General features: G+C 73.2%; 21 protein-coding genes and 2 pseudogenes. 13 read left to right on the forward strand and 10 right to left on the reverse strand.

What is annotated here, in order from left to right; genetic code table 11:
- Window positions 1-213: 213 nt before the first annotated feature.
- Window positions 214-1,548 carry a 4-aminobutyrate--2-oxoglutarate transaminase gene (gene gabT / locus ACY1JF_RS08005; protein WP_462704300.1) on the forward strand — a complete coding sequence of 445 codons (1,335 nt, stop codon included), beginning with the start codon at window positions 214-216 and terminating at the stop codon, window positions 1,546-1,548.
- A gap of 502 nt (window positions 1,549-2,050) precedes the next feature.
- Window positions 2,051-2,614: a phosphatase PAP2 family protein gene (locus ACY1JF_RS08010; RefSeq protein ID WP_462704301.1), complete on the forward strand. Its 564-nt coding sequence runs from the start codon at window positions 2,051-2,053 to the stop codon at window positions 2,612-2,614.
- Between the two features lie 24 nt (window positions 2,615-2,638).
- Here the strand turns inward: ACY1JF_RS08010 and ACY1JF_RS08015 are convergent, their stop codons facing one another.
- The 6 genes from ACY1JF_RS08015 to ACY1JF_RS08040 form a co-directional block, all read right to left on the reverse strand.
- Window positions 2,639-4,057, reverse strand: a complete 1,419-nt coding sequence (locus ACY1JF_RS08015) for an NAD(P)/FAD-dependent oxidoreductase (protein ID WP_462704302.1) — start codon at window positions 4,055-4,057, stop codon at window positions 2,639-2,641.
- A 20-nt stretch (window positions 4,058-4,077) separates the two neighbouring features.
- A complete protein-coding gene (locus ACY1JF_RS08020; protein WP_462704303.1) occupies window positions 4,078-4,881 on the reverse strand; it encodes an ABC transporter permease in 804 nt (267 codons plus the stop codon).
- Window positions 4,881-5,804, reverse strand: coding sequence for an ABC transporter permease (locus tag ACY1JF_RS08025; RefSeq protein WP_462704304.1), 924 nt, complete (start codon window positions 5,802-5,804; stop codon window positions 4,881-4,883). Before ACY1JF_RS08025 ends, ACY1JF_RS08020 begins: the two co-directional genes overlap by 1 nt.
- On the reverse strand, window positions 5,804-6,958 hold the full coding sequence (locus ACY1JF_RS08030) for an ABC transporter ATP-binding protein (protein ID WP_462704305.1): 1,155 nt from the start codon (window positions 6,956-6,958) through the stop codon (window positions 5,804-5,806). Before ACY1JF_RS08030 ends, ACY1JF_RS08025 begins: the two co-directional genes overlap by 1 nt.
- A 5-nt stretch (window positions 6,959-6,963) precedes the next feature.
- Window positions 6,964-8,211, reverse strand: coding sequence for a polyamine ABC transporter substrate-binding protein (locus ACY1JF_RS08035; protein ID WP_462704306.1), 1,248 nt, complete (start codon window positions 8,209-8,211; stop codon window positions 6,964-6,966).
- A 301-nt stretch (window positions 8,212-8,512) separates the two neighbouring features.
- The gene (locus ACY1JF_RS08040) at window positions 8,513-10,051 is read right to left on the reverse strand and encodes a gamma-aminobutyraldehyde dehydrogenase (protein ID WP_462704307.1); all 1,539 of its coding nucleotides are present in this window, start codon (window positions 10,049-10,051) and stop codon (window positions 8,513-8,515) included.
- A gap of 202 nt (window positions 10,052-10,253) precedes the next feature.
- Here ACY1JF_RS08040 and ACY1JF_RS08045 point away from each other — a divergent pair, with 202 nt between their 5' ends.
- Window positions 10,254-10,832, forward strand: a complete 579-nt coding sequence (locus tag ACY1JF_RS08045; protein ID WP_462704308.1) for an NADAR family protein — start codon at window positions 10,254-10,256, stop codon at window positions 10,830-10,832.
- 104 nt (window positions 10,833-10,936) lie between these two features.
- Here ACY1JF_RS08045 and ACY1JF_RS08050 read toward each other — a convergent pair whose 3' ends face one another.
- A complete protein-coding gene (locus ACY1JF_RS08050) occupies window positions 10,937-11,845 on the reverse strand; it encodes a DUF4190 domain-containing protein (RefSeq protein ID WP_462704309.1) in 909 nt (302 codons plus the stop codon).
- A gap of 23 nt (window positions 11,846-11,868) precedes the next feature.
- On the opposite strand from ACY1JF_RS08050, the pseudogene ACY1JF_RS08055 reads away from it, so the two are divergent.
- The 3 genes and pseudogenes from ACY1JF_RS08055 to ACY1JF_RS08065 all read left to right on the forward strand — a co-directional run bounded on the left by ACY1JF_RS08055 (window position 11,869) and on the right by ACY1JF_RS08065 (window position 14,548).
- A pseudogene (locus ACY1JF_RS08055) lies at window positions 11,869-13,127 on the forward strand (adenosine deaminase).
- 47 nt (window positions 13,128-13,174) lie between these two features.
- A complete protein-coding gene (locus tag ACY1JF_RS08060; RefSeq protein ID WP_462704310.1) occupies window positions 13,175-13,900 on the forward strand; it encodes a glycerophosphodiester phosphodiesterase in 726 nt (241 codons plus the stop codon).
- Window positions 13,901-14,182: 282 nt separating this feature from the next.
- Complete coding sequence (locus ACY1JF_RS08065) at window positions 14,183-14,548, forward strand: hypothetical protein (RefSeq protein WP_462704311.1); 366 nt, start codon at window positions 14,183-14,185, stop codon at window positions 14,546-14,548.
- A gap of 211 nt (window positions 14,549-14,759) precedes the next feature.
- Here ACY1JF_RS08065 and ACY1JF_RS08070 read toward each other — a convergent pair whose 3' ends face one another.
- Window positions 14,760-16,199, reverse strand: coding sequence for a gamma-aminobutyraldehyde dehydrogenase (locus tag ACY1JF_RS08070; RefSeq protein WP_462704312.1), 1,440 nt, complete (start codon window positions 16,197-16,199; stop codon window positions 14,760-14,762).
- A 166-nt stretch (window positions 16,200-16,365) separates the two neighbouring features.
- On the opposite strand from ACY1JF_RS08070, the gene ACY1JF_RS08075 reads away from it, so the two are divergent.
- The 7 genes from ACY1JF_RS08075 (at window position 16,366) to ACY1JF_RS08105 (ending at window position 23,638) form a co-directional block, all read left to right on the forward strand.
- Entirely contained in the window at window positions 16,366-16,881 is a 516-nt protein-coding gene (locus ACY1JF_RS08075) for an Lrp/AsnC family transcriptional regulator (protein ID WP_462704313.1), read from the forward strand.
- A 2-nt stretch (window positions 16,882-16,883) separates the two neighbouring features.
- On the forward strand, window positions 16,884-18,257 hold the full coding sequence (locus ACY1JF_RS08080; RefSeq protein WP_462704314.1) for an aspartate aminotransferase family protein: 1,374 nt from the start codon (window positions 16,884-16,886) through the stop codon (window positions 18,255-18,257).
- Window positions 18,258-18,468: 211 nt separating this feature from the next.
- A complete protein-coding gene (locus tag ACY1JF_RS08085; RefSeq protein WP_462704315.1) occupies window positions 18,469-19,335 on the forward strand; it encodes an ABC transporter ATP-binding protein in 867 nt (288 codons plus the stop codon).
- Window positions 19,317-20,996, forward strand: coding sequence for a hypothetical protein (locus ACY1JF_RS08090; RefSeq protein WP_462704316.1), 1,680 nt, complete (start codon window positions 19,317-19,319; stop codon window positions 20,994-20,996). The genes ACY1JF_RS08085 and ACY1JF_RS08090 overlap by 19 nt, the downstream gene beginning before the upstream one ends.
- Before the next feature lie 106 nt (window positions 20,997-21,102).
- Window positions 21,103-21,510, forward strand: a complete 408-nt coding sequence (locus ACY1JF_RS08095) for a VOC family protein (protein ID WP_462704317.1) — start codon at window positions 21,103-21,105, stop codon at window positions 21,508-21,510.
- Between the two features lie 124 nt (window positions 21,511-21,634).
- On the forward strand, window positions 21,635-22,762 hold the full coding sequence (locus ACY1JF_RS08100; protein ID WP_462704318.1) for an LOG family protein: 1,128 nt from the start codon (window positions 21,635-21,637) through the stop codon (window positions 22,760-22,762).
- Between the two features lie 162 nt (window positions 22,763-22,924).
- A complete protein-coding gene (locus ACY1JF_RS08105) occupies window positions 22,925-23,638 on the forward strand; it encodes an LAETG motif-containing sortase-dependent surface protein (protein WP_462704486.1) in 714 nt (237 codons plus the stop codon).
- A 119-nt stretch (window positions 23,639-23,757) separates the two neighbouring features.
- Here ACY1JF_RS08105 and ACY1JF_RS08110 read toward each other — a convergent pair.
- A pseudogene (locus ACY1JF_RS08110) lies at window positions 23,758-24,599 on the reverse strand (maleylpyruvate isomerase N-terminal domain-containing protein).
- Between the two features lie 23 nt (window positions 24,600-24,622).
- Window positions 24,623-25,666 (reverse strand): ABC transporter ATP-binding protein, encoded by a 1,044-nt coding sequence (locus ACY1JF_RS08115; RefSeq protein ID WP_462704319.1) that lies wholly within the window; start codon window positions 25,664-25,666, stop codon window positions 24,623-24,625.

Below are 25,666 nucleotides of genomic sequence, written 5' to 3' on the forward strand. Positions count from 1 at the left end.
TCCGTCCACCGTCGCCAGTCAATCTAACGCCCCTGCACAGGCGTTCACCGCTTACGCGGCCGGGTGGGGGCCACCGGGCCCGTGGACGTCTCTGTCCACCGCGGACAATCCGGCCGGCCGACACCACCCACATGGAGCATGCCCACCCCTGTCCGCCGCGCCTAGCCTGCGGGAAAAGAACGCAAGCGTCCGGAGAACCACCAGGAGCCCCGCATGACCGCACTCCCGCAGGAGCGCCGCCTCGTCACCGCCGTACCCGGCCCGAAGTCGCAGGAGCTGCAGGCCCGCCGCACGGCCGCGGTCGCGCGGGGCGTGGGTTCCGTGCTGCCGGTGTTCACCGCGCGGGCGGACGGCGGCATCATCGAGGACGTCGACGGCAACCGGCTGATCGACTTCGGTTCCGGCATCGCCGTCACCTCGGTCGGCGCCTCGGCCGAGGCCGTCGTCCGCCGGGCCTCGGCGCAGCTCGCCGACTTCACCCACACCTGTTTCATGGTCACGCCGTACGAGGGGTACGTCGAGGTCTGCGAGGCGCTGGCCGAGCTGACCCCGGGCGACCACGCCAAGAAGTCCGCGCTGTTCAACAGCGGCGCCGAGGCCGTCGAGAACGCCGTCAAGATCGCCCGCGCGCACACCGGGCGGCAGGCGGTCGTCGTCTTCGACCACGGCTACCACGGCCGCACCAACCTCACCATGGCGCTGACCGCGAAGAACATGCCGTACAAGCACGGTTTCGGGCCGTTCGCGCCCGAGGTGTACCGCGTCCCGGTGGCGTACGGCTACCGCTGGCCGACCGGTGCCGAGAACGCCGGACCGGAGGCCGCCGCGCAGGCCGTCGACCAGATCACCAAGCAGGTCGGACCGGAGAACGTGGCCGCGATCATCATCGAGCCGGTGCTCGGTGAGGGCGGCTTCATCGAACCGGCCAAGGGGTTCCTGCCGGCGATCCGGCGGTTCGCCGCCGACCACGGCATCGTCTTCGTCGCCGACGAGATCCAGTCCGGTTTCTGCCGCACCGGCCAGTGGTTCGCCTGCGAGGACGAGGACATCGTCCCCGACCTGATCACGACGGCGAAGGGCATCGCCGGCGGTCTGCCGCTCGCCGCGGTCACCGGCCGCGCCGAGATCATGGACGCCGCGCACTCCGGCGGCCTCGGCGGCACCTACGGCGGCAACCCGGTGGCCTGCGCGGGCGCGCTCGGCGCCATCGAGACGATGAAGGAGCTGGACCTCAACGCCAAGGCCAGGGACATCGAGGCGATCATGAAGTCCCGCCTCGCCGCCATGGCCGAGAAGTACGAGGTCATCGGCGAGGTCCGGGGCCGCGGCGCCATGATCGCCATCGAGCTGGTCAAGGACCGCGCCACCAAGGAGCCGGCCCCGGAGGCGGCCGCCGCGCTCGCCGGGGCCTGCCACGCCGAGGGACTGCTGGTCCTGACCTGTGGCACGTACGGCAACGTGCTGCGCTTCCTGCCGCCGCTGGTGATCGGCGAGGACCTGCTGAACGAGGGACTGGACATCATCGAGCGGGCCCTGGGGCGCCTCTGACTCCCCTCCTCCGCGCTCCGCGCGCGTCCGGGCCGCCGCCCGCTCGCCTGCTCGCCCGCTCGGCTGCCCGCCCGCTCCCGTGAACGGCAGAGCGTGTGAAGAAGGTGTGCGGGGTGGATGGCAGGAGGCGGATGCCCCTTCTTCGGGCCCGTTCCCTGTCGTAGGTTCTACGCAGATGAGAGATACACCCCGCCCGCGGGGAACCGCGGGTGACGCCAGGTCTGGGCCTCCCCAGCCGCGGCCTGGTCGTGCCTTCGCGCACACAACCGGAGCCTTTCGCTTCGGGTCTCCTCACCGATCGGACGGTCGCACGTCCCAGACCCCCCGGGGCGCGCGACGTTCCGGTCCGTTCGGCCGCCTCGGAACCTCCCCCCCTGTTCCGGGGCGGCCGGCCTCTTCCCCCTCCCGCTCCCCCCTCCTCCTGCTGGCGGGCATCGGGCTCCCCCTCCTCCTCTTCGCGCTGATCACCTGGCAGGTCGTCGCGGACGGCCCGCTGATCCGGGTGGACGAGCGGCTGAGCGGGGCGTTGGTCCGTCCGGACCGGTTCTCCGAAGTCCTCTCCGACCTCGGCGACATCCAGGTCGCGCTGCCCGTGCTGGCGGCCGCGCTGGTGTACGCGGCCCGGCGCGGGCGGTCCGCCGGCACGGACCGGTGGTGGCTGCCGCCCGTCGCCGCGGCGCTGCTGATGGCACTGGTACCGGCCCTGGTCGTCCCCCTGAAGGCGTGGACCGGCCGCCCCGGCACCCCGGCGGTGGAACCGGCCACCGGCTACTACCCCTCCGGCCACACCGCCACCGCCGTCGTCGCCTACGGCGCGGCGGTGGTGGTGCTGCTGCCCCTGCTGCGTTCGGCAGCCCTCCGCCGGTGGCTGGTCCCGGCCGGCGCGGCGCTCGTCCTCGCCGTCTCCTACGGTCTGGTCCGGCGCGGCTACCACTGGCCGCTGGACGTGGTGGCCAGCTGGTGCCTGTTCGGCACGCTCCTGTTCTGCCTGCGCCTGCTGACGGGCCGCCTCCCGACGGACCGCCACCGGACCGGCGGCCCCGACCGCGCCCCGACCGCGCCCTGACCGCCGGCGGCCCCTGACCGCGGGCTAACTGTCGAAGCCCAGTCCGAGCCGGTCCAGGGTGCGCAGCCAGAGGTTGCGGTGGCCGTCGTGCGCGTCCGCGCGGGCCAGCGACCACTTGGTCAGCGCGATGCCGGCCCAGGCGAAGGGCTCGGGCGGGAACGGCAGCGGCTTGCGGCGGACCATCTCCAACGCGGTCCGCTCGGTGCGCTCCCCCGCCAGCAGGTCCAGCATCACCTCGGCGCCGAACCGCGTGGCGCCGACCCCGAGGCCGGTGTACCCGGCGGCGTAGGCGACCCGTCCCCGGTGGGCCGTGCCGAAGAACGCCGAGAAGCGGGAGCAGGTGTCGACGGCCCCGCCCCAGGCGTGCGTGAAGCGGACGCCCTCCAGCTGCGGGAAGCAGGTGAAGAAGTGTCCGGCCAGCTTGGCGTGGGTCTCGGGCCGGTCGTCGTACTCGGCGCGGACCCGGCCCCCGTAGTGGTGGACCGCGTCGTAGCCGCCCCACAGGACGCGGTTGTCGGCGGAGAGCCGGAAGTAGTGGAACCGGTTGCCGCTGTCGGCCAGCCCCTGGCGGCCCCGCCAGCCGATCGAGGCGAGCTGCCCGGCGGTGAGCGGCTCGGTCATCAGGGCGTAGTCGTAGACCGGGACGGTGTAGGGACGGACCCGGCGGACCAGGCTGGGGAAGACGTTGGTGCCGAGCGCGACGGTGCGGGCGCGGACCAGGCCGTAGGGGGTGCGTACGGCCATTGCGGCGCCGTACGGCCTGAGGGTGAGCGCGGGGGTGTGCTCGTGGACGCGGACGCCGAGGGCCAGGCAGGCCCGTTTCAGGCCCCAGGCGAGCTTGGCGGGGTTGAGCAGGGCGACGCCCCGGCGGTCGTACAGGCCCGCCCGGAAGGTGGGCGAGTCGACCTGTTGCCGCACGGCGTCGGCGTCGAGGTGGTCGATGTGCCCGGCGAGGCCCGCGCGCCGGACCTCCTCGTACCAGTCCCGCAGCTCCCGTGCCTGGTGGGGCTCGGTGGCGACGTCGATCTCACCGGTGCGTTCGAAGTCGCAGTCCAGGGAGTGCCGGGTGACGGCCTCCTCGATGGCGTCGAGGTTGCGGGCGCCCAGCTCCTCCAGCCGGTGGATCTCGCGGGGCCAGCGGGCGAGGCCGTTGGCCAGGCCGTGGGTGAGGGAGGCGGCGCAGAAACCGCCGTTGCGGCCGGACGCGGCCCAGCCCACCTCCCGGCCCTCCAGCAGGACGACGTCCCGACCGGGGTCGCGTTCCTTGGCGAGCAGCGCGGTCCACAGCCCGCTGTAGCCGCCGCCGACGACCAGCAGGTCGCAGCTCTCGGCGCCGGTGAGGGCGGGCTCGGGGCGGGGGCGGCCGGGGTCGTCCAGCCAGTACGGCACCGGCTGGGCGTCGGAAAGAGACCTGGTCCAACGGGTCATGGCGCTCGGGGCCATGATGTCAACTCCCTACGGGGTCATGCTTTCGGTCGGGTCCGGCGACGGCCGACGGCCGTCGAGACGAGGACGAGCAGGACGGCGACGGCGAACATGGCCGTCCCGACGACGTTGATCTGCACGGGCGTTCCGCGCTGCGCCGAGCCCCAGACGAACATGGGGAAGGTCACGGTCGAGCCCGCGTTGAAGTTGGTGATGATGAAGTCGTCGAAGGAGAGCGCGAAGGCGAGCAGCGCGCCGGCCGCTATGCCGGGGGCGGCGACGGGGAGCGTGACCCGCAGGAAGGTCTGGAAGGGGCCGGCGTAGAGGTCCTGGGCGGCCTGTTCCAGCCGTGGGTCCATCGACATGACGCGGGCTTTCACGGCCGTCACGACGAAGCTCAGGCAGAACATGATGTGGGCGATGAGGATCGTCCAGAAGCCGAGTCGCGCGCCCATGTTGAGGAAGAGCGTGAGCAGCGAGGCGGCCATCACCACCTCGGGCATCGCCATCGGCAGGAAGATCAGCGAGCTGACGGCGGAGCGGGCGCGGAAGCGGTGGCGGACGAGCGCGAAGGCGATCGCGGTGCCGAGCGCGGTCGCGCCCAGCGTCGCCCAGAGGGCGATCTGGAGGCTGAGGGTGAGGGAGCCGCACAGACCGGCGACCCCGCACGGGTCCTGCCAGGCGTCCGTCGAGAATTCCTGCCAGGCGTAGTTGAAACGGCCGACGGGTCTGTTGAAGGAGAAGACGGTGACGACGACGTTCGGCAGCAGGAGGTAGGCGAGCGTCAGCAGTCCGGCGAGGACGACCAGATTGCGTTTGAGCCAGTTGACGAAGGGTGTCATCACACCAGGTCCTCCGTGCCGGACGTGCGGATGTAGAACGTGACCATGACGAGGATCGCGGCCATGAGGATGAAGGAGAGCGCGGCGGCGGTGGGGTAGTCCAGGACGCGCAGGAACTGGGTCTGGATGACGTTGCCGACCATGCGGGTGTCGGTGGAGCCGAGCAGGTCGGCGTTGACGTAGTCGCCGGCGGCGGGGATGAAGGTGAGCAGCGTGCCGGAGACGACGCCCGGCAGGGAGAGGGGGAAGGTGACCTTGCGGAAGGTGGTGAGGGGTCTCGCGTACAGGTCGCCCGCCGCCTCGTGCAGCCGCCCGTCGATGCGCTCCAGGGAGGTGTAGAGCGGCAGGACCATGAACGGGAGGAAGTTGTAGGTCAGGCCGCAGACCACCGCGAGCGGGGTGGCGAGCACCCGGTCGCCGGCCGTCCAGCCGAGCCGGCCGGTGACGTCCAGGACGTGCAGGGTGTCCAGGGCACCGACGAGCGGGCCGCCGTCGGCGAGGATCGTCTTCCAGGCGAGGGTGCGGATGAGGAAGCTGGTGAAGAACGGGGCGATCACCAGGATCATGATCAGGTTCCGCCAGCGGCCGGCGCGGAACGCGATCAGGTAGGCCAGCGGGTAGCCGAGCAGCAGGCACAGCGCGGTCGCGGCGGCGGCGTAGGTGACCGAGCGCAGGAACTGCGGCCAGTACGCGGACAGCGCCTCCCAGTAGGTGGCGAAGTGCCAGGTGACCTCGTACCCCTCCTCCAGGGAGCCGGTCTGCACGGAGGTGGACGCCTGGTAGATCATCGGCAGCACGAAGAAGACGAGCAGCCAGACGACGCCGGGGAGCAGCAGCCAGTACGGGGTGAGGCGGCCCCGGCGGCGCGGGGGCCCGCCGTCCGCCGCAGCGGCCGGGGGCGCCTCGGTGAGGGTGGCGGTCATCAGGCGTCCTCCTCCACGCCCGCGGCCTCTGTGCCGTCCTGGGCGGACTGGGCGGCGTCCAGGGCGAAGGTGTGGGCCGGGTTCCAGTGCAGGACGACCTCGGCGCCGGGCACCAGCCGCGGGTCGCGGTCGATGTTCTGGACGTAGACCGCGAAGGCGCGGCAGACGGGGCTGTCGACGACGTACTGGGTGCAGACGCCGAGGAAGCTCGCGTCGGCGACGGTGCCGGTGATGCGGTTGCGGCCCTCGGGGACCGTGCCGGCGTCGGCGGCGGGGACGAGGGCGACCTTCTCCGGGCGGACGCCGACCAGCACCCTGCCGCCGGCCGCGGTGGCCGCGCCGCACCGGTCGGCGGGGAGGGCCAGCCGGCAGCCGCCCGCCCTCACCACGAGGTCCGCGCCGCTGCGGGCGTCCACCTCGGCCTCGATGAAGTTGGAGGTGCCCAGGAAGTTGGCGACGAAGGTGGTGCGCGGGTTCTCGTACAGGGCGGCGGGGGTGCCGAGCTGCTCGACGCGGCCGGCGTTCATCACCGCGACCTGGTCGGCCATGGTCATGGCCTCCTCCTGGTCGTGGGTGACGTGCACGAAGGTGATGCCGACCTCGGTCTGGATGCGCTTGAGCTCCAGCTGCATCTGGCGGCGCAGCTTCAGGTCGAGGGCGCCGAGCGGTTCGTCGAGGAGGAGCACCCTGGGGTGGTTGATCAGCGCGCGGGCGACGGCGACGCGCTGCTGCTGGCCGCCGGAGAGCCGGTGCGGCTTCTTGCGGGCCTGGTCGCCGAGCTGGACCAGGTCGAGCATCTCGCCGACCTGCTTCTTGACCGACCTGATGCCGCGCCGGCGCAGGCCGAAGGCGACGTTCTCGAAGACGTCGAGGTGCGGGAAGAGGGCGTAGGACTGGAAGACGGTGTTCACCGGGCGCTTGTACGGCGGCAGGTGCGTGACGTCCTGGTCGCCGAGGTGGACGGTCCCGCAGGAAGGTTCCTCCAGGCCGGCGATCATGCGCAGGGTGGTCGTCTTGCCGCAGCCGGAGGCGCCGAGCAGGGCGAAGAAGGAACCCTGGGGGACGGTCAGGTCCAGCGGGTGCACGGCGGTGAAGGAGCCGTAGGTCTTGCCTATGCCGGTGAGGCGGACGTCGCCGCCCTTTTCGTCGGTCATGTGGGTCACGCCCCCGTGAGCTTCGCGAACTTGGCCTCGTAGACCGTCTCTTCCTCCGAGCTGAGCGAGCGGAAGGCACGGGACTTGGCCTGCATGGCCTGGTCAGGGATGATCAGCGGATTCTCCGCCGCGTCCGGGTCGATCTTCGCCAGTTCGTCCTTCACTCCGTCGACGGGACAGACGTAGTTGATGTGGGCGGCGAGTGCGGCGGCGGTCTGCGGCTCGTAGTAGTAGTCGATGAGCCGTTCGGCGTTGGTCTTGTGCCGGGCCTTGCCGGGGACCAGCAGGTTGTCGCTGGAGGTGAGGTAGCCGCTGTCGGGGATCAGGAAGTCGATGTCCGGGTTGTCCGCCTTGAGCTGGACGACGTCGCCGGCCCAGGCCAGACAGGCGGCGAAATCGCCCTTGCTGAGGTCGGCGGTGTAGTCGTTGCCGGTGAAGCGGCGGACCTGGCCCTTGTCCACGGCCTTCTGGAGCCGGGCGACGGCCGCGTCGTAGTCGTCGTCGGTGAAGCGGGCCGGGTCCTTGTCCAGGTCGAGCAGGGCCATGCCCATGGTGTCGCGCATCTCGGTGAGCAGGCCGATACGGCCCTTGAGCTTCGGGTTGTCCAGGAGGTCGGAGAGCGACGTCACCTCGATGCCGTCGAGCGCCTTCCTGTTGCAGGCGATGACGGTGGAGATGCCCTGCCAGGGATAGGAGTAGGCGCGGCCCGGGTCCCAGTCGGGGGTGCGGAACTGGGGCGAGAGGTTGGCGAAGGCGTGCGGCAGGTTGGCCGGGTCGAGCTTCTGCGCCCAGCCCAGGCGGATGAGGCGGGCGGCCAGCCAGTCGGTGAGGACGACCAGGTCCCGGCCGGTGTCCTGGCCGGCGGCGAGCTGCGGCTTGATCTTGCCGAAGAACTCGTTGTTGTCGTTGATGTCCTCGGTGTACGTGACCTCGATGCCGGTGCGTTCGGTGAACGCCTCCAGGGTCGGGTGTCTCCTCCCGCTGTCGTCGACGTCCATGTACTCGGTCCAGTTGGAGAAGTCGACTCTCCTCTCCTTCGCCGAGTGGTCGGTCGCGGAGGTGCCGCCGCCGGTGGTGCCCGCGGCGGGGATGCCGCAGGCGCTCAGCGCGGTGGCGCCGCCGGCCGTGAGCGCGCCCGCGGCGAAGGCGCGCAGCAGTGAACGGCGGGCCAGGGCGGCCCTGCCGGTGCGGAGGCTGCGCCGCATGGCGGCCACTTGGGCCGGGGAGAGACGGTCCGGCTCGTACTGCTCCATGCGCGTGGTGCCCTTTCGGCTGCGGTCGGCTGCGGTCAGCTGGGCCGGCCGTGGTCGGCGGCCTGGGTGGTTTTCTCAGCGGCCCCTGAGGTGTGTGGTCTCTGAGGTCCGCGGTCCCGCATCGGCGGTCCCTGAGGTCCGCGGTCCCGGATCGGCGGTCCCTGAGGTCCGCGGTCCCGGATCGGCGGTCCCGCATCGGCGGTCCCGGATCGGCGGTCCCGGATCGGCGGTCCCTGAGGTGCGTGGTCCCGAGGTCCGCGGCTCCCGGAGCGAGCGGCCCCCGGAGCGAGCGGTCTCCGGGTCAGCGGTCCCCGAAGACGGTGCGGTGCCAGTCCTTCGCGGCGACCGCGGTGTTGTCGAACATGACGTGCTTGAGCTGGGTGTACTCCTCGAAGGAGTAGGCGGACATGTCCTTGCCGAAGCCGGACGCCTTGTACCCGCCGTGCGGCATCTCGCTGATGATCGGGATGTGGTCGTTGATCCACACGCACCCGGCCTGGATCTCGCGGGTGGCACGGCCCGCGCGGTACACGTCCCGGGTCCAGGCGGAGGCGGCGAGGCCGTACGGGGTGTCGTTGGCGAGCCGGACGGCCTCGTCGTCGGTGTCGAACGGCAGGACGACGAGGACCGGGCCGAAGATCTCGGACTGGACGGCCTCGCTGTCCTGGGCGGCGTCGACGATCAGGGTGGGACGGTAGTAGGCGCCGTCCTTCAGGCCGTCGTCCTGGGGAACCTCTCCGCCGGTCACCACGCGCGCGTAGCCGCGCGCCCGGTCGACGAAACCGGCGACGCGGTCGCGCTGGGCGTGGCTGACCAGGGGGCCGAGGTCGGTGCCGGGGGCGAAGGGGTCGCCGAGGCGGACGGTCTCCATGAGGGCGGCAACGCGTTCCACGAACGCGGCGTGGAGCGGGCGTTGCACGTACGCGCGCGTGGCGGCGGTGCAGTCCTGGCCGGTGTTGATGAGGGCGGCGGCCACCGCGCCGTGCGCCGCCGCCTCCAGGTCGGCGTCGTCGAAGACGAGGAAGGGGGCCTTGCCGCCGAGTTCGAGGTGGAGGCGCTTGAGGGTGGTGGTGGCGATCTCGGCGACCCGTCTGCCCACGGCGGTGGAGCCGGTGAAGGAGGTCATCGCGACGTCGGGGTGGGCCACGAGGTGTTCGCCCGCCTCGGGGCCCGTGCCGGTGACGATGTTGAGCACGCCGTCGGGGAGGCCGGCTTCGGTGGCCGCCTGCGCGAACATCAGGGAGGTGAGGGGGGTCGTCTCGGCGGGCTTGAGCACAACGGTGTTGCCCGCGGCGACGGCCGGGAGGATCTTCCAGGCGGCCATCTGGAGCGGGTAGTTCCAGGGGGCGATGGAGCCGACGACGCCGATGGGTTCGCGGCGTACGTAGGAGGTGTGGTCGCCGGAGTACTCGCCGGCCGACCGGCCCTGGAGGTGGCGGGCGGCGCCGGCGAAGAAGGCGGTGTTGTCGAGGGTGCCGGGCACGTCGAACTCGCGGGTGAGCTTGAGCGGTTTGCCGCACTGCAGGGACTCGGCGCGGGCGAGGTCCTCGGCCCGGTCGGCGAGGACGGCGGCGAGACGGTGCAGGGTGTCGGAGCGTTCGGCCGGGGTGGCTGCCGCCCAGGCGGGGAACGCGGCGCGGGCGGCGGCGACGGCCGCGTCGACGTCGGCCGGGCCGGCCAGGCGGTAGGTGAGGACCGGGGCGCCGGTGGCCGGGTCGGTGACGGTGTGCGTGCGGCCGGAGGTGCCGTGGGTCAGGCGGCCCGCGATGTACTGGGCGCCGTCCGCGAAGCGGCTCTGGGCGGGGAAGCGGTCCTGGGTGGCGTCGCCCGGGTGGCGCATGTCGGCTCTCCTCGGTGACCCCGTGACGGGATCCGGCGTGGCTCGGACTCGATGTGATTGCCGATCCTGACAGAGCAGTGGACCTCCAACAAGTGATTCCGTTGTTGCCATTTGGTTACGCAACGGAATCTGTCGGCTGGGTGTCGAGCCGTCATGGAAAAGGACGGACACGGTGTCAGTGGCGCGTGCGACAGTGGCGTGCATGGGAGGGATCACAGGGGTGCTGGACAGCAGGGAGGCGCTGACCGAGGCGGTCCGGGCGGGGGCGCGGGTCAAGTACCTCTTCTTCTGGGGACACCGGCCGGGGCCGGGCGGGCGGGTCGGGGCGGGCTGCCTGAGTCAGTGGTGGCCGTCGCCGTTCACGGTGGACGGGGTGAGGTACGCGACGGCCGAGCACTGGATGATGGCCGGCAAGGCCCGGCTGTTCTGCGACGCGCAGGCGGAGCGCCGGGTGCTGGAGGCGGGGCATCCCGCCGAGGCGAAGAGGGCGGGGCGGCTGGTGCGGGGCTTCGACGAGGCGACATGGGAACGGGAGCGGTTCGGGATCGTCGTCGAGGGCAGCGTGCACAAGTTCGCGACGGACACCGCGCTGCGGGAGTTCCTGCTGGGCACGGGGGACCGGGTGCTGGTGGAGGCCAGTCCCGTGGACCGGGTCTGGGGCATCGGCCTCACCGCCGCGGAGGAGGGGGCGGGGGATCCGGAGCGGTGGCGGGGCGCGAACCTGCTGGGCTTCGCGTTGATGGAGGCGCGGAAGAGGCTGCGGAGGGGTGGGGGGCGGTAGGGCGGGCGGGGGCGGGCCGCGCCGCCCGTCCCGCCGCGACGCCGGGCACCGGGCACCGGGACACCCCCGGCCAGTGCCTGTCCCGCCCCGCCCCGCCGGCGGGCCTACGCGCTCGTGAGGATGAGGACGGCGAAGCCGACCCCCAGTGCGATGCCGAACGCCCCGCAGATGATGCCGGCCAGCGCCTGGCCGGAGTTGGTCGCCTCGCCCTTGCGCGCCCGCGCCCGCCCGACCGCGCCGAAGATCACGCCCAGGACACCCAGCAGGATGGCGAACGGCCACATGCAGAAGCCCACGGCCGCGATGATCCCGAGGACGAGACCGGCCGTGCCCATCCCGTTCCTCGGCGGCAACGGCCCCACGCCCTGCCAGCCGTAGTAGCCCTGCGCCTGCGCAACGCCACCGTGACCGGCGCCATGACCGGCACCATGACCGGCGCCATGAGCCGGATACCCGTAGCCACCGGGGTAGCCGTAGGGAACCTGGCCCCGCCCGTCGGGGGCGACCGGGGGCGGGGGGACGGCGGGGGCGGGCCCCTGGCCGTACGCGGGCGTGGGCGTCGGCGCCGCGAAGGGGTTGGCCGCGTCGTTCACCGAGGGAGGCGACGCGGGCGCGGGTGCCGCGGGCGCGGGTGCCGCGGGCGCGGGTGCCGCGGGCGCGGGTGCCGCGGGCGCCGGCTGACCGGCCGGGGCCGCCCACGGCTGGGGCGGCGGCGTCGGGGCCGCGTCGGCGGGGTGGTCGCCCAGGGTGGGTATGGACGTGACCGTCTGGTGGTCCGGCTCGGGGGCGGACGGGGACGGCCACGGGGTCGCGTCGCGCGGCACGGGAGCGTGCGGGCCAAAGCCGCCGGACGCCTCCGGGGAGTCGTTGACCGGCGGTGGCCACGCCTTGCCGCCGCCGCCCGGCACGGCCTCGGACCGGTCCACCGCGCCGGCCGTGTCTCCTCGCTCCGCACCGGGCGACGCTGTCGGTCCGTGCGCGTCGGCTTCCGGCGTCTGCGCGTCGTCGGACATGCGCGGGTCCCCTCTGTTCGAACGTGCCGTCATGCTACGGCGCGCGCCGTCCCGGCGGGTCCCCGGCCTACGATGATCCCGAGTCACGATCAGCCGATCACCCGCGCCCCGCCGGCCGCCACCCGCCGCCGGGCGCCCCGTTCCGGGGAGGAACCCCTTGACCGAGCACACCGAGCAGAGCGCGCAGAGCGCGCAGACGCGGACTCCCGACGGCCCGCGCCCCGAGCACCTCGTCAGCCCCGGCGCCCCGCGCGATCTGAGTGCCTTCATCGCGGACCTGCCCAAGGTGGAACTGCACGTCCACCACGTCGGCTCCGCCTCTCCCCGGATCGTCGCCGAACTCGCCGCCCGGCACCGCGACTCGCAGGTCCCCGCCGATCCCGAGGCGCTGGCCGAGTACTTCACGTTCACGGACTTCGCCCACTTCATCAAGGTCTACCTGTCGGTGGTCGACCTCATCCGCACCCCGGAGGACGTCCGGCTGCTGACGTACGAGGTGGCCCGGGAGCTGGCCCGGCAGCGGGTCCGGTACGCCGAGCTGACCCTCACCCCCTTCTCCTCCGTCCGGCGCGGCATCGACGAGCGCGGCTTCATGGACGCGATCGAGGACGCCCGCAAGGCGGCCGAGGCGGAGTTCGGGACCGTGCTGCGCTGGTGCTTCGACATTCCGGGCGAGGCCGGTCCGGAGGCCGCCGAGGAGACGACCCGGCTGGCCACCGACGACCGGATACGGCCCGAGGGCCTGGTGTCCTTCGGGCTCGGCGGGCCCGAGATCGGCGTGCCCCGGCCGCAGTTCAAGCCGTACTTCGACCGGGCCGTCGCCGCCGGGCTGCGCTCGGTGCCGCACGCCGGGGAGACCACGGGGCCCCAGACGGTCTGGGACGCGCTGACCCACCTGCGCGCCGAGCGGATCGGACACGGCACCAGCTCGGCGCAGGACCCGGAACTCCTGGCGCACCTCGCCGAGCACCGGATCCCGCTGGAGGTGTGCCCGACGTCGAACATCGCCACCCGCGCGGTGCGCACCCTGGACGAGCACCCGATCAAGGAGTTCGCGCGCGCCGGGGTCCTGGTGACGGTCAACTCCGACGACCCGCCGATGTTCGGCACCGACCTGAACAACGAGTACGCCGTCGCCGCCCGCCTGCTCGGCCTGGACGAGCGCGGGCTCGCCGGGCTGGCGAAGAACGCGGTGGACGCCTCCTTCCTCGACGCGGCGGGCAAGACCCGCATCGGGGAGGAGATCGACGCCTACACCGCGGCCTGGCTCCGCGAGTCCTGACCCCCGCCCGCTCCCTCCCCGTCACGCCCTGCCGGAGACCCGCTGCCATGACCGACCCGTCCACCCAGACCACCGTCACCGCCGTGGCGCACCGCGGTGATCCCTACCGCTCGCGCGAGAACACGGTCGGCTCACTGCGCTCCGCGCTGCGCCGCGGCGCGGACGCGGTGGAGGTCGACGTACGGCTGACCCGGGACGGCGTGCCCGTGCTGCTGCACGACGAGACGCTGACGCGGTTGTGGGAGCGGGACCGGCCGCTGTCCGCGCTCTCGGCCGCCGAGGTGCGGGAGCTGACGGACGGACGGGTGCCCACGCTGGCCGAGGCCCTCGCCGCGACCGACGGGCACCGGGTGATGGTGGACCTGCCCGGCACGCCCGGTGCCCGCGCGGTCCGCCGGATCGTGGACGTGGTGCGCGAGTGCGGCGCGGGCGACCGCGTGTACTACTGCGCGGGGGCCGCCGCCATGCTCGCCGTCCGCGCGGCCGACCCGGCCGCCGAGACCGCGCTGACCTGGACGACCCTGGCACCGCCCCGGCCCGCCCTGCTGGACGCCGTCCGGCCGCGCTGGCTCAACTACCGCTGGGCGCTGGTGGACCGGGCGCTGGCCGAGCGCGTCCACCGCGACGGCTGTCTGCTCTCGGTCTGGACGCCCGACACCCGCCGTGCCATGCGCCGGCTGATCGCGCTGGGCGTCGACTCGATCACCACCAACCGGATCGACGTGCTGTGCGCCCTGCGCGGACAGACACGCGGCGGGACGCGCGGCGCGTGAGCCTGTTCCCGGCCCGTGCCGGGGATCGGGCCCGTCCGCGGTTGGCCGGCCCCTTCGCGACGGCTCCGGCCGGACGGCGCGGGGGGCCGGGTCCGCCGGGCGCCGCGCCGCCGCGCGGGCGGCAGCCGCGGACGGCGTTCACGCAGGCGACACGGTGACCCGATGACCCGGCGACACGCCGGAGTTTCACCCGCACGAGCGATTGTTACGCTGCGAACACGGACGGACACTCGAAGTGTTCGGAGAAGTCATGGGGGCTTCTCCGCCGCAAGAGGAGCCGTCATGGCCGCAGCAGAAGCTTCCAGCTCCGAGGCGCCGCAGATCGCGGGCAGTTCCCGGGCAGTCGACGAGGACCAGGGCGTCACGACGGCGATCGGCGGCAACGTCGGCGCCATCTGGCGAGCCTGGTGGACCTGGAGCCCCGGAAACGGGACGCACAACCTCCAGATCCCCTGGAACGTCATCGGGACCGACTCGACAGTCGTCATCACCGCCTCCGAGATCGACGGCAGCGGGAACCGGCTCGTCGGCGCGGCACCCTTCCAGGTGTCGAGCATCGCTCCCGGCAACGGAGTGGTGACGTTCAAGATCAGCATCGGCTGGAACAGCCCGCTGGCGATGCGCACCGACGTCCTGGTCTTCAACTGAGCACCGCTCTCCGGCCGCCCGGGCCGGAGACGGTGCCGGTCCGGTGACGACCGGCACGACGCGCCCCGTGACGGCTCAGGGTCCGCCCGGGCCGCCAGGGGGCGCCCGTGTTCCCGCAGGTGCCCGCCCCCACGGCGGGCCGGGCCGCACGGAAGCGGACGGGACCGGGCCGCCCGTCACACCTCCAGCGCGGACGGGACCGGGCCGCCCGTCACACCTCCAGCGACGTCATCACGTGCTTGATCCGCGTGTAGTCGTCGAACCCGTAGGCCGACAGGTCCTTGCCGTACCCGGACTTCTTGAAGCCGCCGTGCGGCATCTCCGCGACCAGCGGGATGTGCGTGTTGATCCACACGCACCCGAAGTCCAGCCGCCGGGACATCCGCATCGCCCGCCCGTGGTCCTTGGTCCACACCGAGGACGCGAGCGCGTACTCCACGCCGTTGGCCCACTCCACGGCCTGTTCCTCGTCACGGAACGCCTGCACGGTGATGACCGGCCCGAAGACCTCGCGCTGCACGATCTCGTCGTCCTGCTTCAGCCCGGAGACGACGGTCGGGGCGTAGAAGTAGCCCTTCTCACCGACCCGGTGTCCGCCGGCCTCGACCCGGGCGTGCGCGGGCAGCCGCTCGATGAACCCGGCGACCTGTTCGAGCTGGCTGGGGTTGTTGAGCGGCCCGTACAGCACGTCCTCGTCGTCCGGCTGACCGGTCCTGGTCTCGGCCGCGGCCTTCGCCAGCGCGCTCACGAACTCGTCGTGGATCGACTCGTGCACCAGCACCCGCGTCGCCGCCGTGCAGTCCTGCCCGGCGTTGAAGAAGCCCGCCACGGCGATGTCCTCGACGGCCTTGGCGATGTCGGTGTCCTCGAAGACGACGACCGGCGCCTTGCCGCCCAGCTCCAGGTGGACCCGCTTCAGGTCCCGGGACGCCGACTCGGCGACCGACATGCCGGCCCGCACGGACCCGGTGATGGAGGCCATCGCCGGGGTGGGGTGCTCGACCATCAGCCGGCCGGTGTCGCGGTCGCCGCAGATGACGTTGAAGACGCCCTTGGGCAGCACCGAGCCGATGATCTCGGCGATCAGGACCGTGGAGGCCGGCGTGGTGTCGGACGGCTTGAGGACGACCGTGTTGCCCGCCGCCAGCGCCGGGGCGAACTTCCACACGGCCATCATCATCGGGTAGTTCCACGGCGCGACCTGCGCGCAGACCCCGATCGGCTCCCGGCGCACGAAGGAGGTCAGGCCCTCCATGTACTCGCCGGCGCCGCGCCCCTCCAGCATCCGCGCCGCGCCCGCGAAGAAGCGGATCTGGTCGACCATCGGCGGGATTTCCTCGGTGCGGGTCAGCCCGATGGGCTTGCCCGTGTTCTCCACCTCCGCCGCGATCAGTTCCTCGGCCCGCTCCTCGAACGCGTCCGCGATCTTGAGGAGGGCCTTCTGCCGCTCGGCCGGGGTGGTGTCCCGCCAGGCCGGGAAGGCCGCCGCGGCGGCCGCCATGGCCGCGTCCACGTCCGCCGGCCCGGACAGCGGCGCGGTCGCGTACGCCTCGCCCGTGGCGGGGTTGACCACCTCGGTGGTCCGTCCGTCGGCGGCGTCCCGGAACTCACCGTCGATGAAATTGCGCAGACGACGCAGCTCGGTGCTCACTGCCGGCCCTCCAAGTCGTGGATGTCTCATGGCTGAGACACCCACACTAATCAGAGCGCCGACGTTTTCAACACCCCCGCTCCCCCGCGAGTTGCGAAATCCGCATCCGAAATGCTTTTGAACAACGGATTTCATCGATCCGGCCTTGCGGAACCGACGAGACGTCGTGCACAGTGAAGCCGTGGCCAGTCGAAGCGCAGACCAGAAGGGCTCCCGCGAGTCCCGGCACGGCAGTCCCCAGCTGGACGCCGTCTCCCTCGCGATCGTCGAACAGCTCCAGGAGGACGGCCGCCGGCCGTACGCCGCCATCGGCAAGGCCGTCGGCCTGTCCGAGGCGGCCGTGCGCCAGCGCGTGCAGAAGCTGCTCGACCAGGGCGTGATGCAGATCGTCGCCGTCACGGACCCGCTCACCGTGGGCTTCCGCCGCCAGGCGATGGTCGGCGTCAACGTGGAGGGCGACGTGGAGTCGGTCGCCGACGCGCTGGCCGCGATGTCCGAGTGCGAGTACGTCGTGATGACCGCGGGCTCCTTCGACCTGATGGTGGAGATCGTCTGCGAGGACGACGACCACCTCCTCGAGGTCATCAACCGACGCATCCGGGCCGTCCCCGGCGTGCGCTCCACCGAGAGCTTCGTCTACCTCAAGCTCAAGAAGCAGACCTACATGTGGGGAACCCGATAACCGTGAGCACCGACAGCCCCAAGGACCTCAGCAAGGCCGCGTACGACCACCTGTGGATGCACTTCACCCGCATGTCGTCGTACGAGAACGCGCCCGTCCCCACCATCGTCCGTGGTGAGGGCACCCACATCTACGACGACAAGGGCAAGCGCTACCTCGACGGCCTCGCCGGCCTGTTCGTGGTCCAGGCCGGGCACGGCCGTCAGGAGCTGGCGGAGACCGCCATGAAGCAGGCGCAGGAGCTGGCCTTCTTCCCGGTGTGGTCCTACGCCCACCCCAAGGCCGTCGAGCTGGCCGAGCGCCTGGCGCACGAGGCCCCCGGCGACCTGAACAAGGTCTTCTTCACCACCGGCGGCGGCGAGGCGGTGGAGACCGCCTGGAAGCTCGCCAAGCAGTACTTCAAGCTGACCGGCAAGCCGACCAAGTACAAGGTGATATCCCGGGCCGTGGCCTACCACGGCACCCCGCAGGGCGCCCTGTCCATCACCGGCCTGCCCGCCCTGAAGGCCCCCTTCGAGCCGCTGGTGCCGGGCGCGCACAAGGTGCCGAACACCAACATCTACCGCGCGCCGCTCCACGGCGACGACCCGGAGGCGTTCGGCCGCTGGGCCGCCGACCAGATCGAGCAGCAGATCCTCTTCGAGGGCCCGGACACGGTCGCCGCCGTCTTCCTGGAGCCGGTGCAGAACGCGGGCGGCTGCTTCCCGCCCCCGCCCGGCTACTTCCGGCGGGTGCGCGAGATCTGCGACCAGTACGACGTCCTGCTCGTCTCGGACGAGGTCATCTGCGCCTTCGGCCGCCTGGGCACGACGTTCGCCTGTGACAAGTTCGGCTACGTCCCGGACATGATCACCTGCGCCAAGGGCATGACCTCGGGCTACTCCCCGATCGGCGCCTGCATCGTCTCCGACCGGCTGGCCGAGCCGTTCTACCGGGGTGACAACACCTTCCTGCACGGCTACACCTTCGGCGGCCACCCGGTCTCCGCCGCCGTCGGCCTCGCCAACCTCGACCTGTTCGAGCGCGAGGGCCTCAACCAGCACGTCCTCGACAACGAGGGCGCCTTCCGCGCCACCCTGGAGAAGCTCCTCGACCTGCCGATCGTCGGCGACGTCCGCGGCAACGGCTTCTTCTACGGCATCGAGCTGGTCAAGGACAAGAACACCAAGGAGAGCTTCGACGAGGAGGAGACCGAGCGCGTCCTGTACGGCTTCCTCTCCAAGGCCCTCTTCGACAACGGCCTGTACTGCCGTGCCGACGACCGCGGCGACCCGGTCGTCCAGCTCGCCCCGCCGCTGATCTCGAACCAGGAGACGTTCGACGAGATCGAGCAGATCCTGCGCGCGACGCTGACGGAGGCGTGGACCAAGCTGTGACCAGCTGACGTCATGACCTCATGACCTCATGACCTCGTGATCAACGGCCCCGGTGCCGACCGTTCGAGTGAGAAACGGCGGCCCGGGGCTGTGTGCTGTCCGGACCGGCTCCGGGAAGTACCTAGCGTGCCACTGACCGATGGGCCCCGCCCGCGCTCGCCCGGAAGGGGCACGGGCGGCGGGGAAACGGATCAGAACGAGGTGTACGCCGATGGCGGCCCAGCCGGACAACCCGGACAGCCCGGACGACGACGTGATCCGGGCGAGCTCCCTGCACTTCGAGCACAGCGACGGCTCCCCCGCGCTCCAGGGCGTCTCCCTCGGCGTCCGCAAGGGCGAGGTCCTCGCCGTGCGCGGCCCGCGCGGCAGCGGCAAGACGGCGCTGCTGCGGTGCCTGGCCGGACTGGTCCGGCCGCAGCGCGGCGAGGTGTGGTTCGACGGCGTCGCCGTGCACACCCTGGGACCGCTCGCCCGCGAGCGGCTGCGCCGCGACCGGTTCGGCTGGATCGACCCGGCCCCGGTGCTCGTACCCGAGCTGACCGTCTGGGAGAACGCCGCCCTCCCCCTGATGCTGCGCGGCACCGGCCGGCGCCGGGCCCGGCGGGCCGCCCTGGAGTGGCTGGAGCGCCTCGACGTCGACGGGAAGGCGCGGCTGCGGCCGGACCGGCTGCGGCAGTCCGAGCGGCAGCGGGTCTGCGTGGCCCGCGCGCTCGCCGTCGTCCCCTCGGTGCTGTTCGCCGACGAGCCGGCCGCCCCGCTGCACCGCGCCGAGAGCGCCCAGGTCCTGCGCACCCTCACCACGGCGGCCCGCTCGCACGGTGTCACGGTCGTGCTCACCACCCACGGACCGCGAGGCAGCGCCCTCGCCGACCGCACGGTGACCCTGCTGGACGGCCGCCGGGTCAGGACCCTGCACCTGCCCCCGGCCACCGACGGCACGGCGGACACGGAGAGCGCGGAGAGCGCGGAGAGCGCGGAGAGCGCGGAGAGCGCGGAGAGCGCGGAGAGCGCGGAGAGCGCGGGAACGTCCGGTCCCGCCGGAACGGAAGGCCGGGCGGCGTGCTCGCTCTCCGTCTGACCCTCGCCGTCGGCCTCGCCGTGCGGCTGCGCCGGCTGCTGGTGGCGGTCGCGTCGGCGGGCACCGGCTTCCTGCTGCTGTGCTCCCTCGGCCACGCGCTGACCCACCCGGACACCGTCGGCGCCTCCGCCCTCCGCCTGGCCTGGTGCGCCGCGCCGCTCGCCGCCGCGGTGCACCTGGCGGTCGCGGTGGCCCGTACCGACCCCGGCACCCGGCCCCGTACCGGGCTGTCGGCGGTCGGCCTGGGACCGGGCCGGCTGATGGCCGCGTCGGCGGCCACCACGGCCGTGTCCTGCGTCCTCGGCTCGGTCACGGCGCTGCTCGTCTTCCTCCGGCTGCGCGGCGATCTGACGGGCCGGCCCGTCACCGGCGCCCTCGCCGACACCTGCGCCGTGGGCCTGTCCCTGCCGTTCCCGGCGGTCCTGACCCTGCTGGCGCTGGTGCCCGTGGCGGCGTCGGCGGCGGTGGCCGTGGCCCTGCGTCCGCGTGCGGAACCCCGCTCCGCCCCGGCGGGCGGCGCGGAGCGGCGCTACGGCCGCTTCGGGGCGTACGGCACGGCGGCGCGGGAGACCTTCGGGGCGTACGGCCGCTTCGGCGCCCGCCGGGCGATGGTCGCCGCCGGTGCCGCGGCCACCCGGACGGCCCGCGCCCCGGAGGGCACCGGTTCCGCGCGCTCCCCGCTCGTCCCGGCCACCGCCCCGGACGCGCCGGACACCGCCACGGCTGCGGCGGGCGGCGCTCCCGCGCCGGCGGGAGGGGTCCTGGCCGCGGCGGGCCACGCCCCGGCCGTCAGGGACAGCGGCCCGGCGGGCGGCGCGCGGACCACCACGGGCGACGGCGCGGCAGGTGACGCGCAACCCCCCGCACACGCCCCCGCGCAACCCCCCGCACACACCGTCGTGCGGTCCCCCGCACACGCCCCCGCGCAACCCCCCGCACACACCGTCGTGCGGTCCCCCGCACCCACCGCCGCACACACCCGGCCCACGCCCGGCTCCCCGGCCGACGACGCCCCTCACTCCCCGGACACCGCACCGTGGGCCGCCCCCGCCACCACCCCCGTCACCGTCACCGCCCCCACCCCCGCCACCGGCCTCCCCTGGGGCATCGCCGTCCTGGCCGCCGGTCTGGCCGTCGAGACCATGGCGGACCGCGCCGGCGCCACCGGCGCCCCCTCCGCCGGCGTGCTCGCCGGCTGGGCGCTGACCGCCCTCGGCCTGGTGCTCGCCGGACCCGGCCTCACCCAGCTGTGCGGGCGCCTGCTCCAGGCGGTCCGCCCGGGTGCGCTGCGGCTGCTGGCCGGCCGGGGCCTCATGGCGGAGGCGCACCGTCTCGGCCGCCCCCTGGGCGTGGTCTGCGCGGTCGCCTCGGCGGCGTACGCGGCGGCGGTGCTGCGCGGCGCGGACGGATCGGCGTTCGGCCCGCTCAGCACCCTCGGTGCCCTCCTGGTGTCGGGCTGCGCGGTGGCCACCTTGCTGATCACCGCCGTCGAGGCCAAGCACACCCGCGCCGACACCACGTCAGCGCTGCTGCGGCTGGGGGCGCCTGCCGCGGTGCTGCGCGGTGCCGCAGCGCTGCGCGCCGTCGTCCTGCTGGTCGCCTTCGGCCCGCTGACGCTGGCGGTCGCGGAGCTGGCGGCGCTGCCACTGGACCGTTCGTGAAAGACCGTTCGGAAAAAATCGAAAAAGTCTCCCGGCCGGCGATGAGTCCGGGCCCCGCCCCGGGTCTGCCCCTGCGAACGGCACGACACCGACGGGAGAGGCCCGCATGTACCAGCAGATGATCTTCGTGAACCTGGCCACCGGCGACCTCGACGCCGCCAAGAGGTTCTTCACCGCGCTGGGGTACACGATCGACCCCCGGTTCAGCGACGACTCGACCGCCTCGATCCCGCTCAGCGACACCATCGTGGTCATGCTGCACACCCCGCAGAAGTACGGCGTGTTCACGAGGAAGGACATCATCGACTCCCGGAAGAACAGCGAGGTGCTGCTCGCGCTGAGCGCCGAGAGCCGCGAGAAGGTCGACGAGCTGGTCGGCAAGGCGCTCGCGGCCGGCGGCACGCCCACCGGCGAGACCCAGGACCACGGCTTCATGTACGGCCGCGCCTTCGACGACCTCGACGGCCACACCTGGGAGGTCGTGTGGATGGACCCGGCCGCGGTGGAGGGCTGACAGCCGCCCGCGCCCAGGGGGCTTCTGACGGATCCCCGCGGCGGCGCGACGCCCGGCACGCGCTCTCGCCGCACGCCGCTCCTTCTGCCCCGGGCATCCGGCAGAAGCCCCCTAGGCTGGGCGGGTGGATGACCTGACACCCGCCCAGCCGTACCATGCCGCCCACGACCGTGAGATAGAGAGCCTCGCCGAGTTCGACGAGGTCCTCGCCCGCGGCGCGGGCCTCGCGCACCACCGCGTCCAGGCCGTCGACCTGACGGACCGTACGGACGTCCTGCTGACCGTGGAGGCCGACGGCGCCGTCTTCCTCGGCTGCCCGATGGACGACGAGGCCGCCACCGCCGTGCGCGCCGCCGGAGCCCTGGTGTTCCCGCCCGTGCCCGGCCTGCCCTTCGATCCCTACCGCGCCTGCGTCTACTCCCCCGACGACCTGTACGCCGGTCTGTCCGACGGCTACGGGACGACACCGGACGCGCTGGCCTACGCCTGGTTCCAGCGGACCAAGGCGGACGGCGACGTCTTCGCCTCCATGCTGCGCGCCGTCCACGACGACGCCGTCTCCGACGCGGTCGACGAACTCCTCGCCGGCGCCCCGGTGGTGGGCGTCATGGGCGGCCACGCGATGGCGCGCGGCACCGAGGCGTACGCCGGCGCGGCCCGGCTCGGCCGCGAACTGGCCCGTGCCGGCTTCACCGTGGCCACCGGCGGCGGTCCCGGCGCCATGGAGGCGGCCAACCTCGGTGCCTACGCGGCCCCGTTCGCCGACGCCATGCTGGAGGAGGCGCTGCTGCTGCTCGCCAAGGCCCCCTCCTTCACGCCGTCGATCGAGGAGTGGGCGCGGGCCGCCTTCGAGGTGCGCGAGCGCTGGCCGGACGGCGGCGCCTCGGTCGGCATCCCGACCTGGTTCTACGGTCACGAGCCGCCGAACGCCTTCGCCGCGCACATCGCCAAGTACTTCGCCAACGCCACCCGCGAGGACGGCCTGCTGGCCCGCTCCAACGCGGGGGTCGTCTTCCTGCCGGGTGCCGCCGGGACCGTACAGGAGATCTTCGACAACGCGACGCCCAACTACTACGAGTCGCGCGGCGAGCCCACGCCCATGGTGCTGGTGGACGAGGCGCACTGGACCGAGCGGCTGCCGACCTGGCCGCTGCTGCGGGCACTGGCCCGGGGGCGGTCGATGGAGTCGCGGATCGCCCTGGTCGACCGGATCGAGGAGGCGCCGGCGGCGCTGAAACTTATTCGAGGTTAATAAGAGGGCAAAGCCAATGCCCTTCCGGTGCTTTCGCGTTGACACTGCCGGTGTACTGCCAATAGACCTGTGAGTCTCCTGGGGCCGCGGTGTCGCGAAAGTGTGACCACCGGTCCCGGGCAACCCCCCGCACCCAGCATCCGGTAAAGGACCAACGTGCCCCTGCCCATACTCAGAAGTGCGGCGTCCCGCCGTAGCGTTCGTGCCCTCGGTGTGGCGACCGCCGCGGCCGCCCTGGCCGTCGGTGCCGCCGGCAACGCGCTCGCCTGCAACATCGGCGAGTTCAGCGCCGACGCCACGTGCGACGGCACCAAGGGCGTCATCACCGTGACCGACGTGGACGCCGCTGGCGTCAACGCCGTCGTCACCGTCTTCCGCCAGAGCGACGGCGGCGAGGAGAAGGTCGGCGAGCAGGAGGTGAAGGGGTCCCGCGAGGGCACCACCATCACCTTCACCGAGGACTGGAAGCCGAGCACGGAGTACCGCGTCCACGTCAAGGCCGCGCCGTACGTGGACGAGGACATCAAGCCGAACCTCGTCACGCCGGCCACCGCCTGTGGCGGCGGCGAGGAGGAGGAGTCCCCGACTCCGACGCCGACGCCGTCCGAGTCCTCCTCGACCCCGGCCGAGGAGGAGTCCGAGACCCCGGTCCCGTCCCCGTCGACCCCGGCCGCCTCGGAGAGCGGGTCCACCGTCCCGGCGGAGGACACCGCGAGCAACGCTCCGTCGCCCGCGGCCGGTGACTCCAACCTCGCCGAGACCGGCGCCAACTCCAACACCGGCGTGATCGCCGGGATCGCGGCCGCCCTGGTCGTGGTCGGCGGTGGCGCGGTGTTCTTCGGCATGCGCCGCCGTGGCGCGAAGAGCGAGAGCTGACGTCACGTCAGTACGAGTGGTGGCCCGTTCCCCCTTTTTTCCAGGTTCTCCGGGGGACGGGCCACCGTCATGCCGGCTCCGGACCGACTGTCGAGCCGGCTGTCGAGCCGGCCCTCGGGTCAGCCGAAGCCCGCCTTCGCCAGCCAGAACTCCAGCAGCTCCCGGTCGCCCGCCACCTCCAGGTCCGGCGCGTCCAGCGGCAGCCGCCGGTAGGAGAGGTACAGCACGGAGGCCAGTGGACCGCGCACCGCGGCCGTCACCTCCGTCACCTCCGTCTCCCCCGTCACCTCCGTCGCCGCCTCGTGGCCGCGGCGCCGGATGACGCCGCCGGGCGTGAGGCCGATCAGCCAGTCGGCGTTGAGCGCGGGGTCGGTGTCGGTGGCGTGCAGCCGGATGCCGCGGCCGGGGGCGGGGGCGCGCAGGTCCTTCGCCGGTCCGTCGGGCAGGGCCCGCTGCACGAACTCCACGATCTCCAGCCACTCCTCCAGCGCGTCGGCGGCCACCTCGGGAGCCGGCGCCCCGGGCGCGCGGCCCGCCGCGAGCGCCCCGTCCACGCCGTGCACGATCAGCTCGTGGCACATCCGGCGGGCCCAGAACGCGGCGTCGTGCTTCCCCTCCACGACCAGGCGTACGCGTCCGGTCCGGCCGCCCGCAGCACGCCGGTCACCGCGGCGGCGGACCGCGCGAACCACTCCGCCAGTGCGGCGGCGTCCCCCCGGGTCCCGGGCCCCTCGACGCCGGGCACCTGGTCCATGGGGATCTCCGCCCGCGCGCGGGTACGGACGGTGTGCTCCGTCCGGCGCAGGGCCCGGCCGACGTGCCGGACCAGGTCCTCCAGGGTCCACTCCGGGCAGGTCGGCACGGTGGCGCCCAGGTCGGCGCCGGCGGTCAGCAGCTGCGTCAACCGCCCGGCCTGACGAGTGATCTCGTCGCAGTAGCGGTCGTGTGCGAGCAGCGTCATGCGCCCGCCCTACGAGCGGGCGGTCACCCGAGCACGACGATTTCCGCCACGTCGAACTCCACCCCGACCCGCTCCCCGATCTCCGGCGCGGCCCGCAGCGCGCAGGCCGCCTCCAGCCGGGGCGCGCTTCCGGGCTCACCGGGCCCCTCGGGCTCCTCGGGCTGGAGGTGCACGGCGACATGGGTGCCCTTGAAGGTGCGGGCCGCGACCCTGCAGGGCAGCCCCTCGCCCGCCGCCACCAGCCGGACGCCGGCGGGCCGGACCAGCACCGGCCGCGTGCCCTGCGGACCGCCCTCGGGCACCGGCACCTTGCCCCACGGGGTGCCGGCGACCTGACCGGTGACGGTCGCCTCGACGACGTTGTCGAAGCCGAGGAACCGGGCGACGAACGCGTCGGCCGGACGCTGCCACACGTCGAGCGGCGTGCCCTGCTGGGCGATCCGCCCGTCGCGCATCACCACGACCCGGTCGGCCAGCGCGAACGCCTCGCCCTGGTCGTGCGTCACCGCGAGCACCGTCGTACCCAGCCGGCCGAACAGCTCCCGCAACTCCACCACCAGCCGCTCCCGCAGCGACCGGTCGAGCTGGCCGAGCGGCTCGTCCAGCATCAGCAGCCGGGGCCGGGCCGCCAGCGCCCGCGCGAGCGCCACCCGCTGCTGCTCGCCACCGGACAGCGCCGCCACGGACCGCCCCGCGGCCCCCGGCAGCCCGACCAGCTCCAGCAGTTCCGTGACCCGTGCCCGCTGTTCGTCACGCGACGCGCCCCGCATCCGGGGCCCGAAGGCGACGTTGCCGGCCACGTCCCGCTGCGGGAAGAGCTGGTGGTCCTGGAACATCAGCCCGACCTCGCGCCGGTGCGCGGGTACGCCCGCCTGGTCCCGCCCGTCCAGCAGCACCCGCCCGGCGTCCAGCGGCTGGAGCCCGGCCACCGCCCGCAGCAGCGTCGACTTGCCGCTGCCGCTGGGCCCGAGCACACACACCACCTCGTGCTCGGCGACCCTCAGATCGACGGCGTCCAGCACGGCCCGCCCACCGAAGCGGACCGTGGCCCCCTCAAGGCTCAGCAT

The sequence above is a fragment of the Streptomyces sp. SYSU D01066-1 genome, assembly GCF_054956795.1.